Raw genomic sequence first — 21,152 nt, 5'->3', positions numbered from 1 at the left:
GCGCCGGCGCGCCCGTAGCGTCGAGGCGTGAGCCTTTGGACTTCCCTCGAGCCCGCGTCCGTCACCGTCGACCCCGGCAGCAGCGCGCGGGTGCGCCTGCGGGTGCGCAACACCGGTGATGTGGTGGATGAGTACCGGTTCGAACCGGTGGGGGACGTGGCTCCCTGGACGACGGTCGAGCCGCCGACGCTCCGGCTGTACCCGGGGACGACCGGCACGGTGGAACTGACCTTCGCGCCGCCCCGCGGCCCTGACGCGGCGGCGGGACCGAACCCGTACGCGGTGCGGATCACGCCGACGGAGCACCCGGAGGCGGTCACGGTCCCGGAGGGGAACCTGACGATCACGCCGTTCACGGAGATACGGGCGGAACTGGTGCCGCCGACCGTGAAGGGCAGGTTCCGGGGGCGGCCGAGGCTGGCGGTGGACAACCTCGGCAACACGAGGGTGACCGCGTCGGTGGCGGGCAGCGACACCGGGGACCATCTGTCGTACGAGATCCGGCCCGGGAACGTGCAGATCGAGCCGGGGCGGGCGGCGTTCGTCGAGACGACGCTGAAGCCGCGGCAGATCATCTGGTTCGGGGCGAAGGAGGAGCGGCCGTACACGCTGTCGGTGCGCCGGTCGGGGGTGGACCCGACGGAGATCGAGGGCACGTACGTCCAGCGGGGCTTCCTGCCGCGGTGGCTGGCCGGCTTCTTCGGGTTCGCCCTCGCCCTGAGCATCGCCTTCCTGATGATCTGGATCGCCTACAAGCCCCAGGTCCGCAGCAGCGCCACCGAGCAGGTCGAGCAGGCGGGCGCCGCCCTCGCCCCCAGCCCCAGCGCCACGCCGGAGACCCTGCCCAGCGCGGCCGAGTCGGCGCTCGAACAGCCCGAGGTGCCGGAACAGCCGGCCTCGAAGAAGCCCGAGAACGCCGGGGGCGGCGGCGGTGGCGGCGGTGGTGGCGGGGCGTCCGAGAAGCCCGCGAAGCCGAAGCCCGTGGTGCCCGCCCAGAACATCCTGCTGCGCAACACCACCAGCGACATGTGCGCCGAACTCCCCGGACGGGAGAAGGGCGAGATCAACGGCCCGGTCCAGCAGGCCGTCTGCGACGACACCGACGGGGACAACCAGATCTGGAACCTCGAGGTGCAGGCCGAGAAGGGCCCCGCCGGGGTGGCTCTCTTCCAGATCCGGAACGTCAAGGACCAGTTCTGCATGGACCTGGGCGAGTACGGGTCCCGGCCGGTCGGTACGCCCGTCGCCGAGTTCCACTGCGACGGCACGACCGCCGACAACCAGCTCTGGTGGATCGACAAGCAGCCGAGCGGTGACTACTGGATCCGGAACTTCGCCAGCAACAACACGTGCCTGGACGTGGACGAGGCCGACGGGCCCCTCTTCGCCCGGCTGAGGATCTCCACCTGCACCAGCAGCGGCGACCAGGAGTGGAAGATCGTCCGGCCCAAGGCCGCCTGACGGCCGGACGCGACGCGACGCGATCGCCGCCGGTCACCAGCCGCCTTCGCCGGGGACCAGCCGCCCGGCCTTGCGGTACTCGCGGCGGGCGCCCTCCAGGAGGTCGTCCGCCGTCACGTGGTCCCCGCGGCCGGCGGCCAGGTAGGCGGCGGTGACCACGGCGCCGCGGATCGACCCGCCGGCCAGCTCGAAGTCCCGGGCCAGCGGGGCCGGGTCGATGCCGTCGGCGGACGGAACGTGCGCGAGGCCGTGCCGCCACAGCGCCAGCCGCTGACCGGCGTCCGGGAACGGGAAGTCGACCACCAGGTCCAGGCGCCGGGTGAACGCCTCGTCGATGTTGGCCCGCAGGTTGGTGGTGAGCAGGGCGATGCCGTCGAAGGACTCCAGGCGCTGCAGCAGGTAGGCGCTCTCCAGGTTGGCGTACCGGTCGTGGGAGTCCTTGACCTCGGAGCGCTTGCCGAAGACGGCGTCGGCCTCGTCGAAGAGGAGCACGGCGTCGGTGCGGTCGGCCTCCGTGAAGATCCGCTCCAGGTTCTTCTCGGTCTCGCCGACGTACTTGTCCACGATCGACGACAGCTGGACGACGTAGAGGTCGAGGCCCAGGTCGGCGGCGACCACCTCGGCCGACAGGGTCTTGCCGGTGCCGGACTCGCCCGCGAACAGGCCGAGTACGCCCCGGCCGCGTCCGCCGCCCGCGCTGAGCCGCCAGTCGCCGAGGACGCGGTCGCGGTGCCGGGCGCGCAGGGCGAGTTCGCGCAGCTGGCCGAGGGGCTTGTCGGGCAGGACCAGGTCGCCCCAGTCCACGGCGGGCCGGATGCGCCGGGCGTGGCTCTCCAGCCCGGAGGCCGACTGGCGGCGGGCGGCGAGCCGTACGTGGGCGGCGGTGACCGGGCCGCCGTCGAAGGCGGCGAGGGCGCGCGCCGCCTCGGCGGCCCGCCGGACGCGGTCGCCGCCGAGGCGGTACGGGGCCACGGTGGCCGCCAGGTCGAAGCCGTCGGCGTCGGCGCCGAGCGCGGCCCGCCAGGCGGGCGCCCCGCCGGCCCGGCGGGTCGGCGCCTCCAGGACCAGGGGGTCGTCCGGTGACCAGTGCGGGTCGTAGGGGCGGGCGTCCGTCACCAGCACGGTCACGTCGCCGGCCGCGGTCAGCGCCCGCACCAGCGGACCGGGGCGCTCGGGCAGCCCGGGTACGACGACGGCCCGCCCGCCGAGCCGGGCCTCGCGCAGCAGCTCGGGCACGTGGTCGGCGGGGTCCGCGCAGCACAGCGCGTCCAGACCGGCGGCGCGCAGGGCGGCGGCGAGGGCGGCCAGTCCGTCGCCCTCCCGCTGTTCCCGCAGGTAGGCGGTGAGGGGGCCGCCCCGCAGGCGGGCGGCGAGCCGGTGCGCGAAGTCCTCGGCGGCGGAGTCGGCGGGCAGCGGTGCCGGCAGGGGGTCCAGGCGGCCGAGGAGCGCGGCGTCCGGGGTGTCGTCGCCCAGGAGGTGACCGGTCAGGCGGTCGGGAACGCGCAGCGAACGGCTCAGGAAGGGGCGCTCGGGCTCCTCGACCTCCAGCAGCCCCAGGGCGCGCAGGGGTGCGGACGCGTGCAGACGGGCGCGGGCGGCGGCCGTGTGCGCGGGTACGGCGCACAGGTCGAGGGCGAGGCCCGCGGTGGCCCGGCGCCGGCTCACGTCGTCGTTGAGGTAGCCGTACAGCGGCTCGAAGGTGCGGTCGACGTCCGGGGCGAGGGCGATGAGCAGGACGGCGGTGTCCAGTTCCGTCAGACCCGCCCGTCCGGCCAGCGACGCCAGCCGGTCGGCCGTCCGCCCGGTCCGTTCCGGGGCGACCGGAGGGTGGTCGTGGGCGGGGTGCCGCCAGGTGCGGAGCAGGTGGCCCACGGCCTCCTCCGACAGGTACAGGCCGCGCAGCGGGTCGTCGGCCGTGGGGTCGCCGGCGGCACGGTGCTCGACCAGCGCGGTGACCCGTTCCCGCAGACCGGCGAGGCGCGTGAGCAGGGCGTGCGCGGGGTCCGGGTCCGCCTCCGGAACGGGGGAGGCCTCGGACGTGTCGCGGGCGTCGTCGCGCGCGTCCCGGGGCGGGGCGCTCACCGCGGGTCCGTACGACGGGAGGCGGTGTCCTCGCTCGCGGCGGCAGGGGCGGTGGTGCGGGCGGCGGCCGTGCGGGCGGCGCGGGCGGCGGCCACCTGGCGGGGCCGGTGGGAGCGCCCGGCGGGCTCCGCCGTGCCGTCGGCCAGGTCCCGCACCCGGACCGTCGCGCCCTCGGTGACCGGGGGCCCGGCGTCGTACTCCGGGAAGGCGGGGAAGGGCGCGGTCACCACCAGGTCCAGGGACGGCTTCAGCTCGCCGCCCAGCGCGGACCAGATCTCCGCGAGGGAGCGGGCCTCCGACTGGATGCCGGCCACCGTGAGCGGCACCGACAGGCCCAGCGCCCGCAGCGAGGGCGGGAGTTCGGCGGGCGGCAGGACCTCGCGGGGCAGCAGGGTCGCCAGTACGGCGGACAGCAGCCGGTGCTCGTCCTGCGGGGTCTTCGTCCAGGCCGTCACCAGGTACGACAGCCGGAACCAGCGCGGCGGCTGGCGGCGGCGCACCACGACGTCCCGCTCGTCGCGCACCTCCATGTGGCCGCGGTGACGCCTGGCCACGTCCTCGCGGATGTCGTACAGGTAGACGTTGACCACGGGGGCGTTGCGCCGGGCCGCCCAGTCACGCGTGGGTGCTTCGAAGGACACGTCGATGCCCGAGCCCGTCAACGCCCCGCTGCCCAGGAGGCTCTTGAGGACCTCGTCCACCTCGTGGATCACTGCCGCGCTCCCGCCCTGCCCGTACTGCCGTCCCCGTCCGGTACGTCGTCCGGTACGTCGTCCGTCGTCGATCGTCCCCCGGGCGCCGGTCGGTGCGCACGCGTGCCGGGGACGGCGGCGGGGCAGACCGTCCTGCCCCCGTGGACCCAAGGGGCCGCCCTCGATTGCCCGTTCGGTCAGATGTAGCCTTCCCGCAGGGCATAGGCCACGGCGTGCGCGCGATTGCGCAGGTGGAGCCGTGTGGTGAGTCCGTGCATGACGTTCTTGACGGTCCGTTCGGAGTAGGACAGCTTGCCGGCGATCTCTCCGGTGTCGAGGCCCTCGGCGACCAGTCGCAGGACGTCCACCTCGCGGGGCGCGAGTCCCAGCGAGGGGGCGCCGGGGCGGCCGGCCGCGCCTCGGTGCAGCGTGCCCACCTGGCTGATCAGCCGGCCGAGCAGGTCGGCGGGCAGGTCGCCGTCGCCGCGCGAGGCGGCCAGCACCGCCTGCACCAGCCGGTGGGCGGTGGCCTCCTGGCGCCAGACGATGGCACCGACGCCGCATTCGACGACGTCCAGCAGTTCGTTCTCGCGGATCGCGCCGACCACGAGCACGGCGCGCGCGCCCTCGCTGCGCACGATCCGGCGCAGCCGGCTCAGCGCCTGCTCGTCGAGCTGGTCCTCGATGAGCAGGGCCACCGTGCCGGGGCCGGACTCCTCGCGCAGGTCGATCTCCGGGTGCCGGCGCAACTGGCTGACCGCGCCCTCCCGGCTGATCGGGTCCGGTGCGGACACCGCCACCGGGACGCGCCGGTCGACGACGCCGGCGGCCCCGCCGAGCGCGGGGCGGGCCGAGTGGGCGGAGTGGGCCGAGAGCGTCGAGTGCGCCGGGTGCGCTGAGTGGGTCGAGGGCGCCGAGTGGGTCGAGTGGGCCGGTGTGGTGGCGGTCCGGGGTGAGTTGAGCAACCGTTTCCCCCCTGTTCACGTGCCCGCTGTCCGGACCGGGCCGGCAGCGGATGAGCGTCTTCCACACTTCTGGGACAGCTGTGGCGCACGCAATCGTGGAGCACCACGAGACGCACCACGAGACCAGCGCGCCGGTCACCACGAAGGTTCCCGTGGAGCGGCGTCGCCGCAGGTCAAAGGGGTTCCGTGCGGGAAGGGGGCGGTCCGTGGCGGGCAGGGCGTGTGCCACTTCACACCACCCTCGCCCGTGTTCGCACGTCTCACACACCGGGGGATCACCGTCCACCACAGGAGGCACCGATGACCGGACCGCTCCGCGAACGCGACGACGTCCGGGCGCTGCTCGCGGCGGAGACCGAGCGCGCCCGGGCCGGCACCGGCGGCCTCGTCCTGCTGCGCGGCGCCACCGGCACCGGCCGCACCGCCGTCCTGGAGGCCGCCGTCCGGCACGCCGCCGACCGGGGCCTGCGGGTCCTGCGCGCGCGCTGCTCGCCGGAGGACACCGAGGTGCCGTTCGGCACCGTGCTGCAACTGCTCGGCACCGTCCCGGACTTCACCGACCTGGCGCCCGGCGGCGACGACCGCGGCAGCGCGGCCCGGCTGTGGCGGCTGCTGCGCGCGTACGCGGCCGAGGGGCCGGTGCTGGTCGCCGTGGACGACGTCCACCTGGCCGACGACTCCTCGCGGCGCTGGCTGGTGGAGGCGGCCCGGCGGGCCGACCGATTACGGGTACTGCTGGTGGCCACCGAGCGCAGCCAGTACGACATCGACCCGCGGCCCGCCGGCCTCACCCAGGCCCTGTCCCCCTCCCTCGTGCGCACCCACACCCTCGCCCCGCTGAGCGACGCGGCGGCGGCCGGGCTGGTCCGCGCCGCCTTCCCCACGGCCGGGGCGCGCTGGACGGCCCAGTGCGTACGGGCGGGCGCCGGCAGTCCGCTGCTGCTGCACGCCCTGCTCGACGACCTCGGCGGCGCCCCGCGTCCGGACGGTGCCGCACATGCGGTCCCGCCCCTGCCGGACACGTGCGCCGCGCTGTACCCCGGGGCCTACCCGGCGGCCGTCTCCTGGTGGCTGAACAGCGCCGGGCCCGAGACGGCAGACGTGGCCCGGTGCCTGGCGGCGCTGGAACAGGCGTGGCCGCGGAGCGCGGAGCCCGCCCCGGCGGACCCGCCGCCCTCGCGCGGGGCGACCGGACCGGCCCTCGTGCCCTGGGACCCGGCGCTGCTGGACGCCGTGCCGTTGGGCGCTGTACCGCTGGGTGCCGTGCCGTTGGGCGCCGTACCCCTGGACTCCGTATCCCTGGACTCCGCGCCGCTGGACTCCGCGCCGCTGGACTCCGCGCCGCTGGACCCCGTACCGCTGGACGCTCCGGCGGTGAGTGGGGACGGCGGGGGCGGCGGGGACGGCGGGGACGGGGTGCCATCGGGGCACGCCCCGCCGGGTGGGCTGGACGCCGGTGATCCGGTCGACGTCCTGGCCGAGGCGGCGGGGGCCGACCCCGCCCGGGTCGCCGGATGGCTCGCCGCGATGACGCGGCTCGGGCTGCTGCGGCCGGACGCCGCCGGACGCCCCCGCTACGCGCACCCGCTGCTGCGCGACGCCGTGCTCACCGGCTGGCCCCGGCCCCGCCGGCAGGCGGCGCACCTGGCGGCGGCGGAGGCGATGCTGCGCCGGGGCGCCCGCGTCGAGGCGGTCGCCCGGCACCTGCTGCGGGCGCCGGTCGTCGGCCTGCCCTGGGCGCTGCGCGTGCTGCGGGACGCGGTGACCGTCGCCGTGCACGACGCCCGGCCCGACGACGCCGTCGCCTATCTGCGCCGCACGCTGGACGAGCCGCTCCCCGACGACCTGCGCCAGCGGCTGCTGACCGAACTGGGCTCCCTGGAGTACGCGTCGGCCGACGCCCCGGCGGCCATCGCGCGCCTCGCCGAGGCCCAGCACCTGCCGGCCGACCCCCGCAACCGGGTGCGCACCGCCGTCGCCCTCGGCACCGCCCTGGCCGGACGCGGTGAGATCCGTACGGCCATGGAGGTGCTGCGCCGCACCGAGGGCCGGCTGTCCGGGCACCCGGACCTGGCCCGCACCGTGCAGATCGCGGGCGCGCTCCTGTCCGACGAGGACCTGGCGACTCGCCAGGAGGTGTACCGGTGGCTGTGCGAGACCGGTGAGCACTCCCCGGAGCTGGTGGGCACCGCCGGGCAGGCCCTGCTGGTGCGGTACGCGGCGACGGCCGCGCTGATCTCGGCCCGGGAGGCGATGCGCCGCGTACGGAGCCTGCTCGCGCAGCCCGCCGACCCGCTCGCCGAGCCCTACCTGCTGGGCACGGCCGCCGCGGTCGCCCAGTGGGCCGACGAACTCGACGAGGCGGACCGGCTGGTGGAGCGCGGACTGGCCGGACAGCACCCCGCGCTGCTGCACCCGATGCAGCACGCGCTCCTCAATACCCGCGCCGACATCGCCGCGGCCCGCGGCGACCACGCCCGCCTGCTCGGCAGTGGCAGTGGCAGTGGCAGTGGGAGCGGGAGCGGGAGCGGCACAAGCACCGACACCGGCCGCGGCACCGGCACCGCTCCCGGCGCCGGCGACGGGACGGGCCGGCCGGGGCCGGCCGAGCCGTCCCGCACCGGCCCCTCGAACCTGGACGCCCACGCCCTGCTCGCACTGGTCCACACCGGCCGCACCGAGGAGGCCGGGCGGCTCGCGCGCGCCTTCGACCTGCGCCGGGCGCCGGAGTCCTGGGAACTGAACCGCTTCCTGTACGCGCGGGGCGTGCAGCGGGCCGCCGCAGGGGACCCGGCGGGCGCGCTCCACGACTTCCTGGAGTGCGGACGGCGGCAGACCGCCCGCGAGGTGGTCAGCCCGGTCGTCACCCCGTGGCGGACGGCGGTCGCGGAGTGCCGGCTGGCGCTGGGCGCCGGTGAGGAGGCGCTCGCCCTGGCGGCGGAGGAACTGCGGCTGGCCCGGGTGTGGAACACCCCGCGCACGGTCGGCCGGGCCCTGCGCGTGCTGGGCACCGCCACCGGCGGGCGGCGCGGCCTGGAGCTGGCCGAGGAGGCCGTGGGCACCCTGCGGGACGCGCCCGCCGGTGCGGACGCGGAGCTGGTGTCGGCGCTGATCGCCCAGGGCCGCCAGCTCCTCGCCGCGGGCGAACGCGCCCGTGCGCGGGTGTGCCTGCGCGAGGCGGCGGAACTGGCCGAACGCGGGGGCGCCCGGCGGCTGCTCGGCCTGGCCGGGCAGGCCCTGCGCGAGAGCGGCGCGCGCGGCCCGGCGGCGGCCCGCACCGGGTCCGGGGCGCTGACCGGCAGCGAGCGCCGTATCGCCGAACTGGCCGCCGAGGGGCGGACGAACCCCGAGATCGCCGACCTGCTGCACCTGGCCCGGCGCACCGTGGAGACCCACCTGACCAGTACCTACCGCAAGCTGCGGATACGCCGCCGGGTCGAACTGCCCGGCGCGCTCGACCGTGACCACCCCCGTCGTCCGCGCCCCACCACCCGGGACTGACCCACCACCCGGGACTGACCCGCCGCCCCACGCGTGCCCGGGGCGGCCGGGACGGGCCGGCGGCTCACAGCGCCCGCAGCAGGCGCCCGATCTCCAGCTGCTCGGTCTCCAGCGGGTCGCCGTCCTCCACGTTCCACAGGCAGTTCTGCAGGACGCGGCCGAGGGACCAGGCGCGGGCCCGCCGGCGGTCCAGCCCGAGGACGTCGGTCATGGCGTCGAAGCGCCACCGGGTCTCGCCGGGGTCGTAGCGGTTGTCGAGGGCGGGCAGCAGGTCGAAACCGGGGTCGCCGGCCAGCGGCTTGGGGTCGATGGCGAGCCAGGGGGCGCGGTCCGAGGCGAGGACGTTCTCGTAGTGCAGGTCCCAGTGGAGCAACCGGTCCCCGGGCTCGTCGGCGACCTCGCGCACGGCGGCGGCGCAGTCCGCGACCAGGCGGCGGTCCGCCGGGTCCGGGATGCGGCCGAGGACCCGCGGCGTCCGCTCCAGCATCCCCCGTGCCGCGTCGCCGAGGCGGCGCAGGCCGGGCGGGGCGGGGGTGGCGGTGAGGTGGGCGAGGAGCCGCGCCAGGACGAGGACGGCCTCGCGGGAGTCCTCGACGTGGCCGAGCATGCGGGTCGGGTCGAGCCGCTCCAGGAGCATGGTGCCGGTGTCCGGGTCGTGGTCGAGCAGCCGCACCGCCCCGTCGCCGTCCCACAGCCGCAGGGCGACGGGCTCGCCCTCGGTCTCCTCGTCGAGGATCTGGAGCTTCAGCACGGCCGGTGTGCCGTCGCCGCGCACGACGGGCAGCACGAGGGCCGCCCAGCCGTGCATGGAGGGCCCGTCGAGGCGCAGCTCCCAGCGGTCCAGGAAGGCGGCCGCCAGCGCGGGCAGCCCGTCGATGAAGGCGCGGCCCGCCGCGCCGTTGTACTTGGCCTGCGAGGCGGCGAGCGCGTCCGGAACGTCGATCACACCGGCCGACGCTACCGGCGGACTCCACGGCGGTCACCGGATTATCCGGCCCGCGGCGGCCCCGGCCCCCGGAAATTCGACGGAATCCGAAGGAGACAGGCGCCGTTCACCAGGGCTAACGTCCTGGCCATGAGCAGCTCGACCAGCGGCGTCGTCAACGGTGGCATCTCCTTCTGGTACGCGGACGACGGTCTTCCGGCGGTGGTACGGGAACCGCTCCCCGGCGACGCCTCGGCGGACGTGGTGATCGTCGGCGGCGGATACACGGGCCTGTGGACGGCGTACTACCTCAAGCAGGCCGCGCCCTTCCTGCGGATCACGGTCCTGGAGCAGAAGTTCTGCGGCTACGGCGCCTCCGGTCGCAACGGCGGCTGGCTCTACAACGGCGTCGCGGGCCGCGACCGGTACGCGCGGCTGCACGGCCACGAGGCGGCCGTCCGCCTCCAGCGGGCGATGAACGACACCGTCGACGAGGTGGTCCGCGCCGCCGGCGCCGAGGGCATCGACGCCGACGTCCACAAGGGCGGCGTGCTGGAGGTGGCGTGCACGCCCGCGCAGGCGGCCCGGCTGAAGGCGTTCCACGAGGCCGAGGCGGCGTACGGCGAGAAGGACCGGGAGCTGTACGGCGCCCGGGAGACGGCCGGGCGGATCAGGGTCGCGGACGCGGTCGCCTCGTCCTGGACCCCGCACGGGGCCCGGCTGCACCCGGTGAAACTGGTGAAGGGGCTCGCGGCGGCCGTGGAGCGCCTCGGTGTCACGATCCACGAGTCGACGCCGGTGACGGAGATCCGGCCCCGGCACGCGGTGACCCCGTACGGCACCGTCCGCGCGCCCTACGTCCTGCGCTGCACCGAGGGCTTCACCGCCTCCCTCAAGGGCCAGCGGCGGACCTGGCTGCCCATGAACTCCTCGATGATCGCGACCGAGCCGCTGACCGACGCGCAGTGGGAGGCGGTCGGCTGGGCGGGCCGCGAGACCCTCGGCGACATGGCGCACGCCTACATGTACGCCCAGCGCACCGCCGACGGCCGGATCGCGCTGGGCGGGCGCGGAGTGCCGTACCGCTTCGCCTCCCGCACCGACAACGACGGCACCACGCAGCCGGCGACCGTCGAGGCGCTGCGCGGGATCCTGGTCCGCTGCTTCCCGGCGCTCGCCGGGGTGCGGATCGAACACGCCTGGTCGGGCGTCCTGGGCGTGCCCCGCGACTGGTGCGCGACCGTCACCCTGGACCGCTCCACCGGCCTCGGCTGGGCGGGCGGCTACGTCGGCTCCGGCGTCGCCACCGCCAACCTCGCCGCCCGCACCCTGCGCGACCTGGTCCAGCAGGACTCGGGACAGGGCGGCCGCACCGGCCTCACGGAACTCCCGTGGGTGAACCACCGGGTGCGCCGCTGGGAACCGGAACCGCTGCGCTGGCTCGGCGTCCAGGGCATGTACGCGGTCTACCGCGAGGCGGACCGGCGCGAACGCACGAGCCACGCCACCGCGTCGTCCCGCCTGGCCCGGCTCGCCGACCGGGTGGCCGGCCGGAGCTGAGGGCGGCCGCGCGGACGGTCGAAGGGCCCCGCGCCACGGTGGGGCAGGGCCCCCGCCCCCTAGGCCACCGGTTCCGGCACCGGCCGGTCGGCCGGGGTGCCGGGCTTCGGGGCCCCGGCGGTCACCATCAGGCCCGCGACCAGGCCCGCCAGCAGCATGATGCCGGCGGCCAGCCAGATGGCGACCGTGTAGCCGTGGACGATGCCCTCCCTGACCACCGACTCCCGCCCGGCGGGGTCGGTGACGCGGGAGGCGATGTAGGTCGCGCTGGTGCTGGTCGCGACGGTGTTGAGCAGCGCCGTGCCGATCGATCCGCCCACCTGCTGCGCGGTGTTGACCGTCGCCGAGGTCACGCCGGAGTCCCGCGGGGCGACCCCGGCGGTGGCGGTGGAGAAGACCGGCATGAAGGTCAGGCCCATGCCGAGGCCCATCAGGAGCAGGGCGGGCAGGATCGCGGTGGCGTACCGCGAGTCCACGGTCATCTGGGTGAGGATCACCATGCCGCCGGAGGCGAGGAGCATGCCGGGGACCATCAGCATGCGCGGGCCCACGCGGCGCAGCAGCCGGGCCGAGATCTGGGTGGAGCCGATGAGGATCGCGGCGGTCATCGGCAGGAACGCCAGGCCGGTCCGTACGGGGGAGTAGCCGAGGATCTCCTGGAGGTAGTAGGTCATGAACAGGAACATCCCGAACATGCCGATGACGGCCAGCATCATCGTCACGACGCACCCGGCGCGGTTGCGGTCGCGGATGACGTGCAGCGGCAGCAGGGGGCTCGGGGCGCGGGTCTGCCACCACACGAAGGCCACGAGCAGGACGACGCCCCCGGCGAACAGCGCCAGCACCAGCGGGTCGGTCCAGCCGCGGGGCTGCGCCTCGCTGAAGCCGTAGACGAGGGCGACCAGGCCGCCGCAGCCGAGGACCACGCCGGGCACGTCGAGGCGGGCGCCGGTGTGCCGGGGGCGGTCGCGCAGGAGCAGGAAGGCGCCGATCACGGCGGCGACGGCGATGGGGATGTTGACGTACAGGCACCAGCGCCAGTTGAGGTACTCCGTGAGCACACCGCCGACGACGAAGCCCACGGCGGCACCGCTGGCGGCCAGCGTGCCGTAGATGCCGAACGCCTTCCCGCGTTCCCTCGGTTCGGTGAACGTGGTCGCCAGCAGCGACAGCGCGGACGGCGCGAGGACGGCGGCGAAGACGCCCTGGAGGGCGCGGGCGCCGAAGAGCATCGCCGGCGTGGTGGCGGCGCCGCCGAGCGCGGAGGCCGCGGCGAAGCCGATCAGGCCGATCACGAAGGTGCGCTTGCGGCCCACCAGGTCCGCGATGCGGCCGCCGAGCAGCAGCAGACCGCCGAAGGCGAGCGTGTACGCGGTGATCACCCACTGGCGGTTGCCGTCGGACATGCCCAGGTCGCGCTGCGCGGAGGGCAGCGCGATGTTCACGATGGTCGCGTCGAGGACGACCATCAGCTGGGCCAGTGCGATCACCACCAGCCCCCACCAGCGACGGGGGTCGGTGTCCCCGGGCGCGGCCGGCTCACCTGTCCGGGTGCCACTCATTGGGCCAGAACACCATGAATCGGGGCGTATCGCATCCCGTTGAGGCGTAGCGCATCCCGTTGAGGCGTATCGCATCCCGTTGGGGCGTACGAGCCCCGTCGCCCTCCGCCCGCCCCTCAGGGCACCAGGACCACCTTCCCGGTCGTCCCCCGGTTCTCCAGCGCGCGGTGCGCCTCGGCGGCGGCGGCGAGCGGGAAGGGGTGCACGGCCGGGGTGAGCCGGCCCGCGGCGGCCTCGGCGAGGGCGCGCAGTTCGAGGGTGCGTATGGGGTCGGCGCCGCCGGTCCGTTCCGTCATCGCCGCGCCGAGCACCTGCTGGGAGACGCCCTCGACGAGGTAGGGGGCGCCGTCGTGCAGGCCCGCGCCCGACCAGCCGAAGACCAGGTGCCGGCCGCCGGGCCCGAGCAGGGCGACGGCCTCGCGGGCGACGTCCCCGCCGACGCCGTCGAAGACCACGGTGGCGGTCCGGCCGTCCAGGTGGGCGCGGACCACGTCCGGCCACCCGGGGTCCTTGTAGTCGACGGCCAGGTCGGCGCCGTGGGCGGCGACGCGGGCCGCCTTCTCCGGGCCGCCGGCGAGCCCGATCACCGTGGCGCCGGCGTTCCTGGCGTACTGCACCAGCAGCGTGCCGATGCCGCCGGCGGCGGCCGGGACGACGGCCACGGAGTCCGGGCCGAGGTCGGCGAACTGGAGGATCCCCATCGCCGTACGCCCCGTCCCGATCATGGCGACGGCCTCGGCGAAGCCCAGGTCCCCGGGGATCTCGTGGACGCGCGTGACGTCGGCGACGGCGCGTTCGGCGTAGCCGCCCGGGGCGAAGCCGAGGTGGACGACGACGCGCCTGCCCAGCCAGCCGTCCGGGACGCCCTCCCCGAGGGACTCGACGACACCGGCGACCTCGCGGCCGGGCACCGTGGGCAGCGCGGGCAGCGCGGGCGAGGGGCCCCGGACGCCCTCCCGCAGGGCGGTGTCCAGGAGGTGGACGCCGGCCGCGCGGACGGCGATCCGGACCTGGCCCGGTCCCGGCCGGGGGTCCTCGACCTCTTCGAAGGTGAGGTTCTCGGCCGGTCCGAAGGCGTGCAGACGGATGGCGTGCATGGGGTCCCCCGACGTCGGGCGGGCAGTGGCGGTCTCGGACTCCGTCGGCCGTGCGTACTCCGGCGGTGGTCCGGGCCCCACTCAACGACCTCAAGCCCCCTTGAGGTCAAGCTCCCGCCGGCCCAGCGCCAGGGACACCGCCGTCAGGGCGCTGGTGAACGACACCTCCGACAGCAGACCCGGCGCCGCGACCTGGTCACCGGCGAGGTAGACCCCGTCGCCCCGGTCGATGGCGGGCCGGTCGCGCCAGGTGGTGCCGGGCAGGTCCACGGCCCCGGTACGGCCGTTCGCGAGGGCCTCGCGCCGCCAGGTGAGCCGCTCCCGCCAGCCGGGGAAGCCGAGGTCGAGCAACTCCTCGGCGCGGGCGGTGCCGTCGGCCTTCGACTCGTCCGGCGCGACGGGGATCTGCCCCTGGATCAGCTGCTCGCCCGCCGGTGCCAGCGTGCGGTCCTGCGCCGTGAACCGCTCGATCCAGCCCGGCGCGTCCAGGTCGGAGACCGCGAAGGCGTCGCCGCGCCGGGTCCGTACGGCCAGGTCGACCAGGGTGGTGCGCCCGCTCGGCCAGGTCAGCGCGGGGTCGTCCAGCAGGCGGCGGGCGGCGTCCAGGGAAGTGGCGACGACGACCGGGGTGTCGGTGGGCAGCGTGTCGACACGGGACAGGGTCTCGACCCGGACCCCGAGGTTCCACGCCAGGGCGGCCATCCGGTCGACGACGGCGGTCCAGCCGCCGCGCGGGTAGTGCGCCTCGGGCGGCAGCTTGGTGGCCCGGCGCAGGCGCTCCTGCACGAAGCGGGCGGACAGCGAGCCGGGGTCGTGGTGGAAGAGGGCGACGGCGCAGTAGTGGGCGGCGGCCCGGGCGCCCTCCTCGCCCGCGATCCCGCTCGCCCAGGTCAGGAAGTCGGTGTCCACGGGCGCCTGCCCGACGCTCCGGCGCAGCAGCTTGAGCATGGCGAAGGGCGGGGTGCGGCGCAGTACGCCCTTGTGCCGCAGCCGCAGCCGGGCCCCCTCCAGGGGCGGGAGGGGGGCCAGGGGGCCGATCAGGTCCCGCTGCTTGAGCCACGCCCAGTGCGGGCCGCCGTTGTAGAGGGCGTGCGGGCCGTCGTTGGTGCGGTAGGGGCCGTCGGCCGTCCGGGCCCGTCCGCCGAGCGTGTGGTGGGCCTCGTGGACGGTGACCTTGGCGCCCGCCTCGGCGGCGGTGATGGCCGCGGTCAGTCCGGCGAAGCCGCCGCCGATGACGGTGATGCGGTGCATGGCTGGGGTCTCCCTCGGGTCGGGTCACACTGGGATCGGGGTCGCCTGGGTGATGCCTGTCCGGGAGTACGACGGTCCGGTGGTGCCGAATGTGACATGCGGCCGGGGGAGCGGGCGTTCGCGCAGGTCGGCGCCGATGTCGGTGGCGGGGTGCAGCATGGTGGGTATGGCGAGGAGAGCGGCGGGCGGCGGCGGTACGGGCGCGACGAGGACGGCGGTGCGGGCGGCGAAGCGCCCGGAGCTGCGGCTGCCGCCCCTGGAGCCGCACGGCGGCGGGGAGCTGGAGCCGGACGGGGACTACGACGGGCTGGAGTTCCGGGACGCGGACCTCGCCGGCCAGGACGGGGCGGGCGCCCGCTTCATGGACTGCGCGCTGACGGGGTGCGCGCTGGACGAGGTGTCCCTGCCCCGGGCGCGGTTGCTCGACTCGGTGCTCTCGGGCGTCCGGGGCGTCGGGGTGAACCTCGCCGAGGCGGCCCTGCGCGACGTCGAGCTGCTGGACGCCCGTCTGGGCGGCATCCAGCTGCACGGGGCCGTGCTGGAGCGGGTCCTGATCCGCGGCGGCAAGATCGACTACCTCAATCTGCGCCGGTCCCGGCTCAAGGACGTCGTCTTCGAGGGCTGCGTGCTGGTCGAGCCGGACTTCGGCGGCGCCCGCCTGGAGCGGGTCGCGTTCGTGGACTGCGCCCTGAAGGAGGCCGACTTCAGCGCGGCCACCCTCACCGACGTCGACCTGCGGGGCGCCGCCCCGCTGGAGCTGGCCCGGGGGGTGGACCGGCTGTCGGGGGCGGTGATCAGCCCGGCCCAGCTGCTGGACCTGGCCCCGGTCCTGGCGGCCGAGCTGGGGCTGCGGGTACTGGCGGAAGGGTAGGGCGGGCGCCGGGGAAGGACCGGCGAGCGGCCGGGACGCGGCCGGGACGCGACTTGAGCCCCGGCCCGGGGCCCTCCCCAGGTTCCCGCGCTCAGCAGACCCGGCCCGGGGCCCTCCCCAGGTTCCCGTGCTCAGGAGCCTCGGCCCGGGGCCTTCCCCAGGCCCCGCGCTCAGGAGACCCGGGGAAAGCGGGCCTGGAGCGTCCAGATCGCCGGGTTGTCCGCCAGGTCGTCGTGCATGTCGGTGAGGTCGGCGATCAGGTCGTGCAGGAAGTCCCGGGCCTCCCGGCGCAGTTCCGCGTGGGAGAAGGACAGCGGGGGCTCGGACTCCGGCAGCCACTCCGCCTCGATGTCGACCCAGCCGAAGCGGCGCTCGAAGAGCAGGCGGTCGGTGGACTCGGTGAAGTCCAGTTCCGCCCGCTGCGGCCGGGCGGCCCGGGAGCCCGCCGGGTCCCGGTCGACGTGCTCCACGATGTCGCACAGCGCCCACGCGAAGTCGAGCACCGGCACCCATCCCCAGGCTGTGGACAGCTCCCGGTCCGCCTTGGTGTCGGCGAGGTACACGTCCCCGCAGAACAGGTCGTGCCGCAGCGCGCGGACGTCCGCGCGGCGGTAGTCCGTCTGCGGCGGGTCGGGGAAGCGGGAGGAGAGGGCGTAGCCGATGTCGAGCACGCAGGCGATGGTGTCACGCGGGCGGGGCCGGGACGACCGAGGGCACCTCACGGACGGTCCGGCCGCCCCTCCCCGTGGAGCCACTCCTCCCAGACCCCGGTGAAGTCCTCGTCCGGCGCCGCCCCCTCCACGTACGCGGTGAAGTCCTCCGTGTCCGCGTTGCCGTGCCGGTGGGCGGCGGACCAGCCGCGCAGGAGGTCCCGGAAGGCGTCGTCGCCGACCGCCTGGCGGATCTTGTGCAGGACCATCGCGCCGCGCTGGTAGACGGGGCTCGCGGAGATGTGCTCCGCGTCGGGCGGGTCCGCGGGCGGGAACGCCCAGATCGACTCGTTCGCGTCCTCGTCGTCGTAGTACGTGCCGTCGTAGAGCGCGTCGAAGGTCTCCTGCGCGCTGTCGCCGCCCTCGTCCTCCTCCCACAGCCACTCGGCGTAGGTGGCGAACCCCTCGTTGAGCCACATGTCCCGCCAGGTCTTAGGACTCACGGAGTTCCCGTACCACTGGTGGGCGAGTTCGTGGACGAGCAGGACGGTGTCGGGGGCGCCGGGGAACCAGGGCCGGTTCTGGGTCTCCAGGGCGTAGTCGGCGTCCTCGGGGCGGTCGACGATCGCGCCGGTGGAGGAGAAGGGGTACGGGCCGAAGTTCCCCTCGGCCCACTTCATCACCTCGGGGATCCGCCCCAGCACCTCGCGGCTCGCCTCCGACTGCTCCGGGTCGACGGCCGTGTGGACCGGCAGGCCGTCGCCGGTGGTGGAGCGGTCGATCTCCCAGTCGCCGACGGCGACCGTGGCGACGTGGCTCGACATCGGCTCGGCGACGTGCCAGGTGAAGGTCGTACGGCCGCCGCGGGTGGTCTCGTCCGTCAGCTCGCCGTTGGAGACGGCGCCGAGCCCCTCCGGAACGGTCACCGCGAGGTCGTACGTCGCCTTGTCGGACGGGTGGTGGCTGCCCGGGAACCAGGCCATCGAGCCCGTCGGCTGACCGAGCCCGACCGCGCCGTCCTCGGTGGGCAGCCAGCCCTCCTTCGAACCGTCGGGGTCGGTCACCGTCACCGGATCGCCGGAGTAGCGGACGGTGACGCGGAACGTCTCGCCGTCGTCCAGCTCGTCCGCGGGACGGACCGTCAGCTCCTGGCCGGCCCGGTGGAAACGGGCGCCCCGGCCCTCGACGGCGACCTCCTCGACGTCCAGGCCCTTGATGTCGAGGTTGAAGGCGGACAGGTCCCGCGTCGCCCGGGCGGTGATCATCGCCGTGCCGGCCAGGTGCCCGGCGTCGGGGTCGGGGTCGTAGTCCAGCCTCAGGTCGTAGTGGCCGACGTCGTACCCGCCGTTGCCCGCCTTGGGGAAGTACGGGTCGCGCACGCCCGGCCCGCCGGGGATGCCGTCGACCGAACCGCCACCGCCGCACGCCGCGAGGGCGATGACGGAGGTGGCGGCTACGAGCAGACGGGCGGTGCGCACGTCGTGATCCTATGGGGCGTTTCACGTGAAACGCCCGTTGGGCCCGGCGGGCCGGTGGGCCCGCCGGGCCGGGGGCGGAGGCCCCGGACGGACTAGTCGAGCGCCTCCGCACCCGCCTGTGCGAACTTCTCGTCCAGGGCGCCGGACGGCGCACCCGCGACACCGATGCCGGCGATGGGCGCCTTGCCGGCGGTGACCGGGACGCCGCCGCCCAGGAACAGGGTGCCGGGGATGTCCTTCAGGTTGGGCGCGTTCTCCAGGCGGCCCTCCAGCTCGGAGGTCGGGGCGTTCCAGGAGACCGCGGTGAACGCCTTCTTCTCGGCCGACTCGTAGGACTGCGGGCCGGCGCCGTCACCGCGCATGGTGAGGATCGTGTTGCCGTTGCGGTCGACCACCGCGACCGTGATCCGCTGGCCCTCCTTCTGGGCGGCCTTCAGCGCGGCCTGCGCCGCCTCGTTCGCGGCGTCGATCGTCAGATGGGTCGTGGTGGTGGTGTCGCCCTTGCCGGCCGCGGCGGCGGGAGCGGCGGCCACGGCCACGTCCTGGGCGGCCTGCGGGGCGGAGGCATTCGCCGCCACGGTGCCGAAGGTGCCGGCGGCGACGGCGGCGAGCACGGCGCCGCCGGTGACGATGCGGGTGCGCCGGGAGAGGGTCTTCTTCATGGTGGGCTGCTCCTCGGGATCGGGGCGGTATCGGGGCGAAGTCGGGCCGGACGGTCCGCGCCGAGGTCGCTCGGGCCGCTTCCGCCGTCTGCTTCCAGCCTCCGCCCCGCACCGGGGCCGCACGGTCGCCGTTCCGGTTGCTCGTGGACGACGGAACGGGCGAGGGCGGGGTCATCCGATCGGCTGACCCGCGTGCCGCCCACCCAGGTCACCATGGAAGTGTTCGCCCAGCTCAGCGGTCTCCCGCGGCACGCTGTAGGAAGGACTGGGACCAGGCGGAACCCGGAGCCGGAGCAGGACGGCCCCGGAGCCGGAAACAGGACGGGACCTGGAGCCGGAACAGGACGGGACCCGGAGCCGGAACAGGACGGGACCCGGAGCAGGGCGCCGCGGAACGCGGAAGAAGGAGGTGCGCGGGATGCCGAAACCCTACGACCCGGACGACCGGTGGCTCGCCGCCGTCATGCACGCCGCGTTCTTCCTGCTGCTCGGCGGCGCCCTGGCCCGCTTCCTGATGCGCCACCCCGGCGAGCCCCGCACCCCGTGGATCCTCGCCCTGTCCCTCGCCCTGGCCGCGCTGTACCTGCTCGGGCCCGTGCTGGGCGGCCCGGCCCTGAGCGGTCCCGGCGCCCGGCCCACCCGGCGGCGCCTGGCCTGGCTGGGTCCGGCGGTCGCGGTGTGGATGGTGCTGGTCGTCCTCGCGCCGAGCTTCGCGTGGTGCGCGGTCCCCCTCTTCTACACCGGTCTGCGGACCCTGCCGGCCCGGGCGGCGCTCGTGCTGGTCACCGTGCTGACGGTGTTCGTCGTCGCCGCGCAGCTCCGGCTGGCCGGGGGCTTCGACCCGAACCTGCTGCTCGCGCCGCCCGCCGTCGCCGCCATCGCCGCGGCCGTCTTCCTGCACACGGAGCGGCAGGCGGCCCGGCAGCGCGCCCTGATCGACGACCTGATCCGCACCCGCCGCGAACTCGCCGCCTCGGAGCGCCGCGAGGGCACCCTCGCCGAACGCCAGCGCCTGTCCATGGAGATCCACGACACGCTCGCCCAGGGCTTGTCCAGCCAGCGGATGCTGCTCCAGGCGGCCGAGCGGGTCTGGCGGTCCGACCCGGACAAGGCCCGCGCCCACGTCCGGGGCGCCGCCTCCGTCGCCGAGCACAACCTCGCCGAGGCCCGCCGCTTCGTCCACGACCTCGCCCCCGCCGACCTCGCCCGCGGCGGCGGCCTGGAGGCGGCCCTGCGCGCCCTCGCCGCCCGCGAGTCAGGCGACCACCTCACCGTCCGCGTCCACGTGGACGACGGTGTCCGTGTCCCGCCGCTGCCCGACCGCGTCCAGTCCGCCCTGCTGCGCATCGCCCAGGGCGCCCTGGCCAACGTCCGGGAACACGCGGGCGCGTCCGCCGCCGCGCTCACCCTCACCCTCCTCGACGACCAGGTCGTCCTGGACGTCGCCGACGACGGACACGGCTTCGACCCGGCCGCGCGTCCCGACGCCGCCACCGGGACGCGCGGACACGGACTGCCCGCCATGCGCGCCCGGCTGCGCCAGCTCGGCGGCACGCTGACCGTCGAGTCCGCGCCGGGCGAGGGCACCGTCGTCTCCGCCGCCGTCCCCCTGGACCCGCCCCGAACCGACCCCGCCGACCCGCTGGAGGCACCCCGATGACCGGCCCGGCAGACAGCGGCCCCGCCCCTGCCCCCACTCCCGTCCCCACCCCTGCCCCCGCCCCCGTGCGCATCCTGGTCTGCGACGACCACGTCGTCGTACGGGCCGGGCTGCTCGCCCTGCTCGACAGCGCGCCCGGCATCGAGGTCGTCGGCGAGGCGGGCACCGGCGAGGAGGCGCTCGCGCTCGCCGCCCGGCTGTCACCGGACGTGGTGCTGATGGACCTCCAGCTCGGCGAGGGCATCGACGGCGTGGAGACCACCCGCCGCCTCACCACCGCCGGGGAGCACGGTGCCGGAGAGACCGGTGCACGGGAGACCGGTGGCGCGAGGACACCGCACGTCCTCGTCCTGACCACGTACGACACCGACGCCGACATCACCCGCGCCATCGAGGCCGGCGCGACGGGCTACCTGCTGAAGGCCGAGCGCCCCGAGGAGCTGTTCGCCGCCATCCACGCGGCGGCCGAGGGCCGTACGGCGCTGTCCGGGCCGGTCGCCAGCCGGGTGATGGCCAACATGCGCAAGCCGCGCCCCTCCCTCACCGGCCGCGAGCGCGACATCCTGGCCCAGCTCGCCACCGGCCTCGGCAACCGGGAGATCGCCCGTGCCCTGTTCATCAGCGAGGCCACGGTCAAGACCCACCTGCGCCGCATCTACGACAAGCTCGGCGTCGACACCCGCGCGGGCGCGGTCGCGGTGGCCAAGGAGCAACGCCTGCTGCCGTGACCCCGTG

The 21,152-nt window shown here is 75.6% G+C and carries 16 protein-coding genes; 6 read left to right on the top strand and 10 right to left on the bottom strand.

Going from position 1 to position 21,152, the window contains the following annotated elements:
• Window positions 1-27 precede the first annotated feature (27 nt).
• Entirely contained in the window at window positions 28-1,461 is a 1,434-nt protein-coding gene (locus tag ACFIF2_RS19470) for an RICIN domain-containing protein (RefSeq protein WP_395574269.1), read from the top strand.
• A 33-nt stretch (window positions 1,462-1,494) separates the two neighbouring features.
• Here ACFIF2_RS19470 and ACFIF2_RS19465 read toward each other — a convergent pair whose 3' ends face one another.
• From ACFIF2_RS19465 to ACFIF2_RS19455, 3 genes are all read right to left on the bottom strand, one after another.
• Window positions 1,495-3,450 carry an ATP-binding protein gene (locus tag ACFIF2_RS19465; RefSeq protein WP_395574319.1) on the bottom strand — a complete coding sequence of 652 codons (1,956 nt, stop codon included), beginning with the start codon at window positions 3,448-3,450 and terminating at the stop codon, window positions 1,495-1,497.
• An 89-nt stretch (window positions 3,451-3,539) separates the two neighbouring features.
• On the bottom strand, window positions 3,540-4,256 hold the full coding sequence (locus tag ACFIF2_RS19460) for a DUF4255 domain-containing protein (protein WP_395574267.1): 717 nt from the start codon (window positions 4,254-4,256) through the stop codon (window positions 3,540-3,542).
• Window positions 4,257-4,432: 176 nt separating this feature from the next.
• Entirely contained in the window at window positions 4,433-5,200 is a 768-nt protein-coding gene (locus ACFIF2_RS19455) for a LuxR C-terminal-related transcriptional regulator (RefSeq protein ID WP_395574265.1), read from the bottom strand.
• 300 nt (window positions 5,201-5,500) lie between these two features.
• Here ACFIF2_RS19455 and ACFIF2_RS19450 point away from each other — a divergent pair, with 300 nt between their 5' ends.
• Complete coding sequence (locus tag ACFIF2_RS19450; RefSeq protein WP_395574263.1) at window positions 5,501-8,701, top strand: AAA family ATPase; 3,201 nt, start codon at window positions 5,501-5,503, stop codon at window positions 8,699-8,701.
• A 64-nt stretch (window positions 8,702-8,765) separates the two neighbouring features.
• On the opposite strand, the gene ACFIF2_RS19445 is transcribed toward ACFIF2_RS19450, so the two are convergent.
• Window positions 8,766-9,647, bottom strand: coding sequence for an aminoglycoside phosphotransferase family protein (locus tag ACFIF2_RS19445; RefSeq protein ID WP_395574261.1), 882 nt, complete (start codon window positions 9,645-9,647; stop codon window positions 8,766-8,768).
• Window positions 9,648-9,776: 129 nt separating this feature from the next.
• Here ACFIF2_RS19445 and ACFIF2_RS19440 point away from each other — a divergent pair, with 129 nt between their 5' ends.
• Window positions 9,777-11,186, top strand: coding sequence for an NAD(P)/FAD-dependent oxidoreductase (locus ACFIF2_RS19440; RefSeq protein ID WP_395574259.1), 1,410 nt, complete (start codon window positions 9,777-9,779; stop codon window positions 11,184-11,186).
• A gap of 59 nt (window positions 11,187-11,245) precedes the next feature.
• Here the strand turns inward: ACFIF2_RS19440 and ACFIF2_RS19435 are convergent, their stop codons facing one another.
• The 3 genes from ACFIF2_RS19435 to ACFIF2_RS19425 all read right to left on the bottom strand — a co-directional run bounded on the left by ACFIF2_RS19435 (window position 11,246) and on the right by ACFIF2_RS19425 (window position 15,096).
• The gene (locus tag ACFIF2_RS19435) at window positions 11,246-12,748 is read right to left on the bottom strand and encodes an MFS transporter (protein ID WP_395574257.1); all 1,503 of its coding nucleotides are present in this window, start codon (window positions 12,746-12,748) and stop codon (window positions 11,246-11,248) included.
• A 116-nt stretch (window positions 12,749-12,864) separates the two neighbouring features.
• Window positions 12,865-13,845 carry a zinc-binding dehydrogenase gene (locus tag ACFIF2_RS19430; protein WP_395574255.1) on the bottom strand — a complete coding sequence of 327 codons (981 nt, stop codon included), beginning with the start codon at window positions 13,843-13,845 and terminating at the stop codon, window positions 12,865-12,867.
• 90 nt (window positions 13,846-13,935) lie between these two features.
• Window positions 13,936-15,096: an NAD(P)-binding protein gene (locus ACFIF2_RS19425; protein WP_395574253.1), complete on the bottom strand. Its 1,161-nt coding sequence runs from the start codon at window positions 15,094-15,096 to the stop codon at window positions 13,936-13,938.
• Window positions 15,097-15,262: 166 nt separating this feature from the next.
• Here ACFIF2_RS19425 and ACFIF2_RS19420 point away from each other — a divergent pair, with 166 nt between their 5' ends.
• Window positions 15,263-15,967 carry a pentapeptide repeat-containing protein gene (locus tag ACFIF2_RS19420; RefSeq protein WP_395574251.1) on the top strand — a complete coding sequence of 235 codons (705 nt, stop codon included), beginning with the start codon at window positions 15,263-15,265 and terminating at the stop codon, window positions 15,965-15,967.
• Window positions 15,968-16,137: 170 nt separating this feature from the next.
• Here ACFIF2_RS19420 and ACFIF2_RS19415 read toward each other — a convergent pair whose 3' ends face one another.
• The 3 genes from ACFIF2_RS19415 to ACFIF2_RS19405 form a co-directional block, all read right to left on the bottom strand.
• A complete protein-coding gene (locus ACFIF2_RS19415; protein WP_395574249.1) occupies window positions 16,138-16,638 on the bottom strand; it encodes a hypothetical protein in 501 nt (166 codons plus the stop codon).
• Window positions 16,639-16,685: 47 nt separating this feature from the next.
• Window positions 16,686-18,095 carry a M1 family metallopeptidase gene (locus ACFIF2_RS19410; RefSeq protein WP_395574247.1) on the bottom strand — a complete coding sequence of 470 codons (1,410 nt, stop codon included), beginning with the start codon at window positions 18,093-18,095 and terminating at the stop codon, window positions 16,686-16,688.
• Window positions 18,096-18,187: 92 nt separating this feature from the next.
• Complete coding sequence (locus tag ACFIF2_RS19405) at window positions 18,188-18,757, bottom strand: heme-binding protein (protein ID WP_395574245.1); 570 nt, start codon at window positions 18,755-18,757, stop codon at window positions 18,188-18,190.
• A gap of 418 nt (window positions 18,758-19,175) precedes the next feature.
• Here ACFIF2_RS19405 and ACFIF2_RS19400 point away from each other — a divergent pair, with 418 nt between their 5' ends.
• On the top strand, window positions 19,176-20,417 hold the full coding sequence (locus ACFIF2_RS19400; RefSeq protein ID WP_395574243.1) for a sensor histidine kinase: 1,242 nt from the start codon (window positions 19,176-19,178) through the stop codon (window positions 20,415-20,417).
• The gene (locus tag ACFIF2_RS19395) at window positions 20,414-21,145 is read left to right on the top strand and encodes a response regulator (RefSeq protein ID WP_395574241.1); all 732 of its coding nucleotides are present in this window, start codon (window positions 20,414-20,416) and stop codon (window positions 21,143-21,145) included. The genes ACFIF2_RS19400 and ACFIF2_RS19395 overlap by 4 nt, the downstream gene beginning before the upstream one ends.
• Window positions 21,146-21,152: the final 7 nt, after the last annotated feature.

The organism is Streptomyces sp. BK79 (genome assembly GCF_044142145.1).
In the GTDB taxonomy this organism is placed as follows: domain Bacteria; phylum Actinomycetota; class Actinomycetes; order Streptomycetales; family Streptomycetaceae; genus Streptomyces.
Note: the sequence above shows the minus strand (reverse complement) of the source record. Positions and strands in the feature narration are given on the sequence as shown.

What these genes read in the sequence shown, in the direction of transcription:
- ACFIF2_RS19405 (WP_395574245.1), bottom strand. Translation starts at nt 18,757, where the DNA reads ATGAAGAAGACCCTCTCCCGGCGCACCCGCATCGTCACCGGCGGCGCC.
- ACFIF2_RS19430 (WP_395574255.1), bottom strand. Translation starts at nt 13,845, where the DNA reads ATGCACGCCATCCGTCTGCACGCCTTCGGACCGGCCGAGAACCTCACC.
- ACFIF2_RS19420 (WP_395574251.1), top strand. Translation starts at nt 15,263, where the DNA reads ATGGCGAGGAGAGCGGCGGGCGGCGGCGGTACGGGCGCGACGAGGACG.
- ACFIF2_RS19440 (WP_395574259.1), top strand. Translation starts at nt 9,777, where the DNA reads ATGAGCAGCTCGACCAGCGGCGTCGTCAACGGTGGCATCTCCTTCTGG.
- ACFIF2_RS19450 (WP_395574263.1), top strand. Translation starts at nt 5,501, where the DNA reads ATGACCGGACCGCTCCGCGAACGCGACGACGTCCGGGCGCTGCTCGCG.
- ACFIF2_RS19400 (WP_395574243.1), top strand. Translation starts at nt 19,176, where the DNA reads ATGCCGAAACCCTACGACCCGGACGACCGGTGGCTCGCCGCCGTCATG.
- ACFIF2_RS19425 (WP_395574253.1), bottom strand. Translation starts at nt 15,096, where the DNA reads ATGCACCGCATCACCGTCATCGGCGGCGGCTTCGCCGGACTGACCGCG.
- ACFIF2_RS19435 (WP_395574257.1), bottom strand. Translation starts at nt 12,748, where the DNA reads ATGAGTGGCACCCGGACAGGTGAGCCGGCCGCGCCCGGGGACACCGAC.
- ACFIF2_RS19395 (WP_395574241.1), top strand. Translation starts at nt 20,414, where the DNA reads ATGACCGGCCCGGCAGACAGCGGCCCCGCCCCTGCCCCCACTCCCGTC.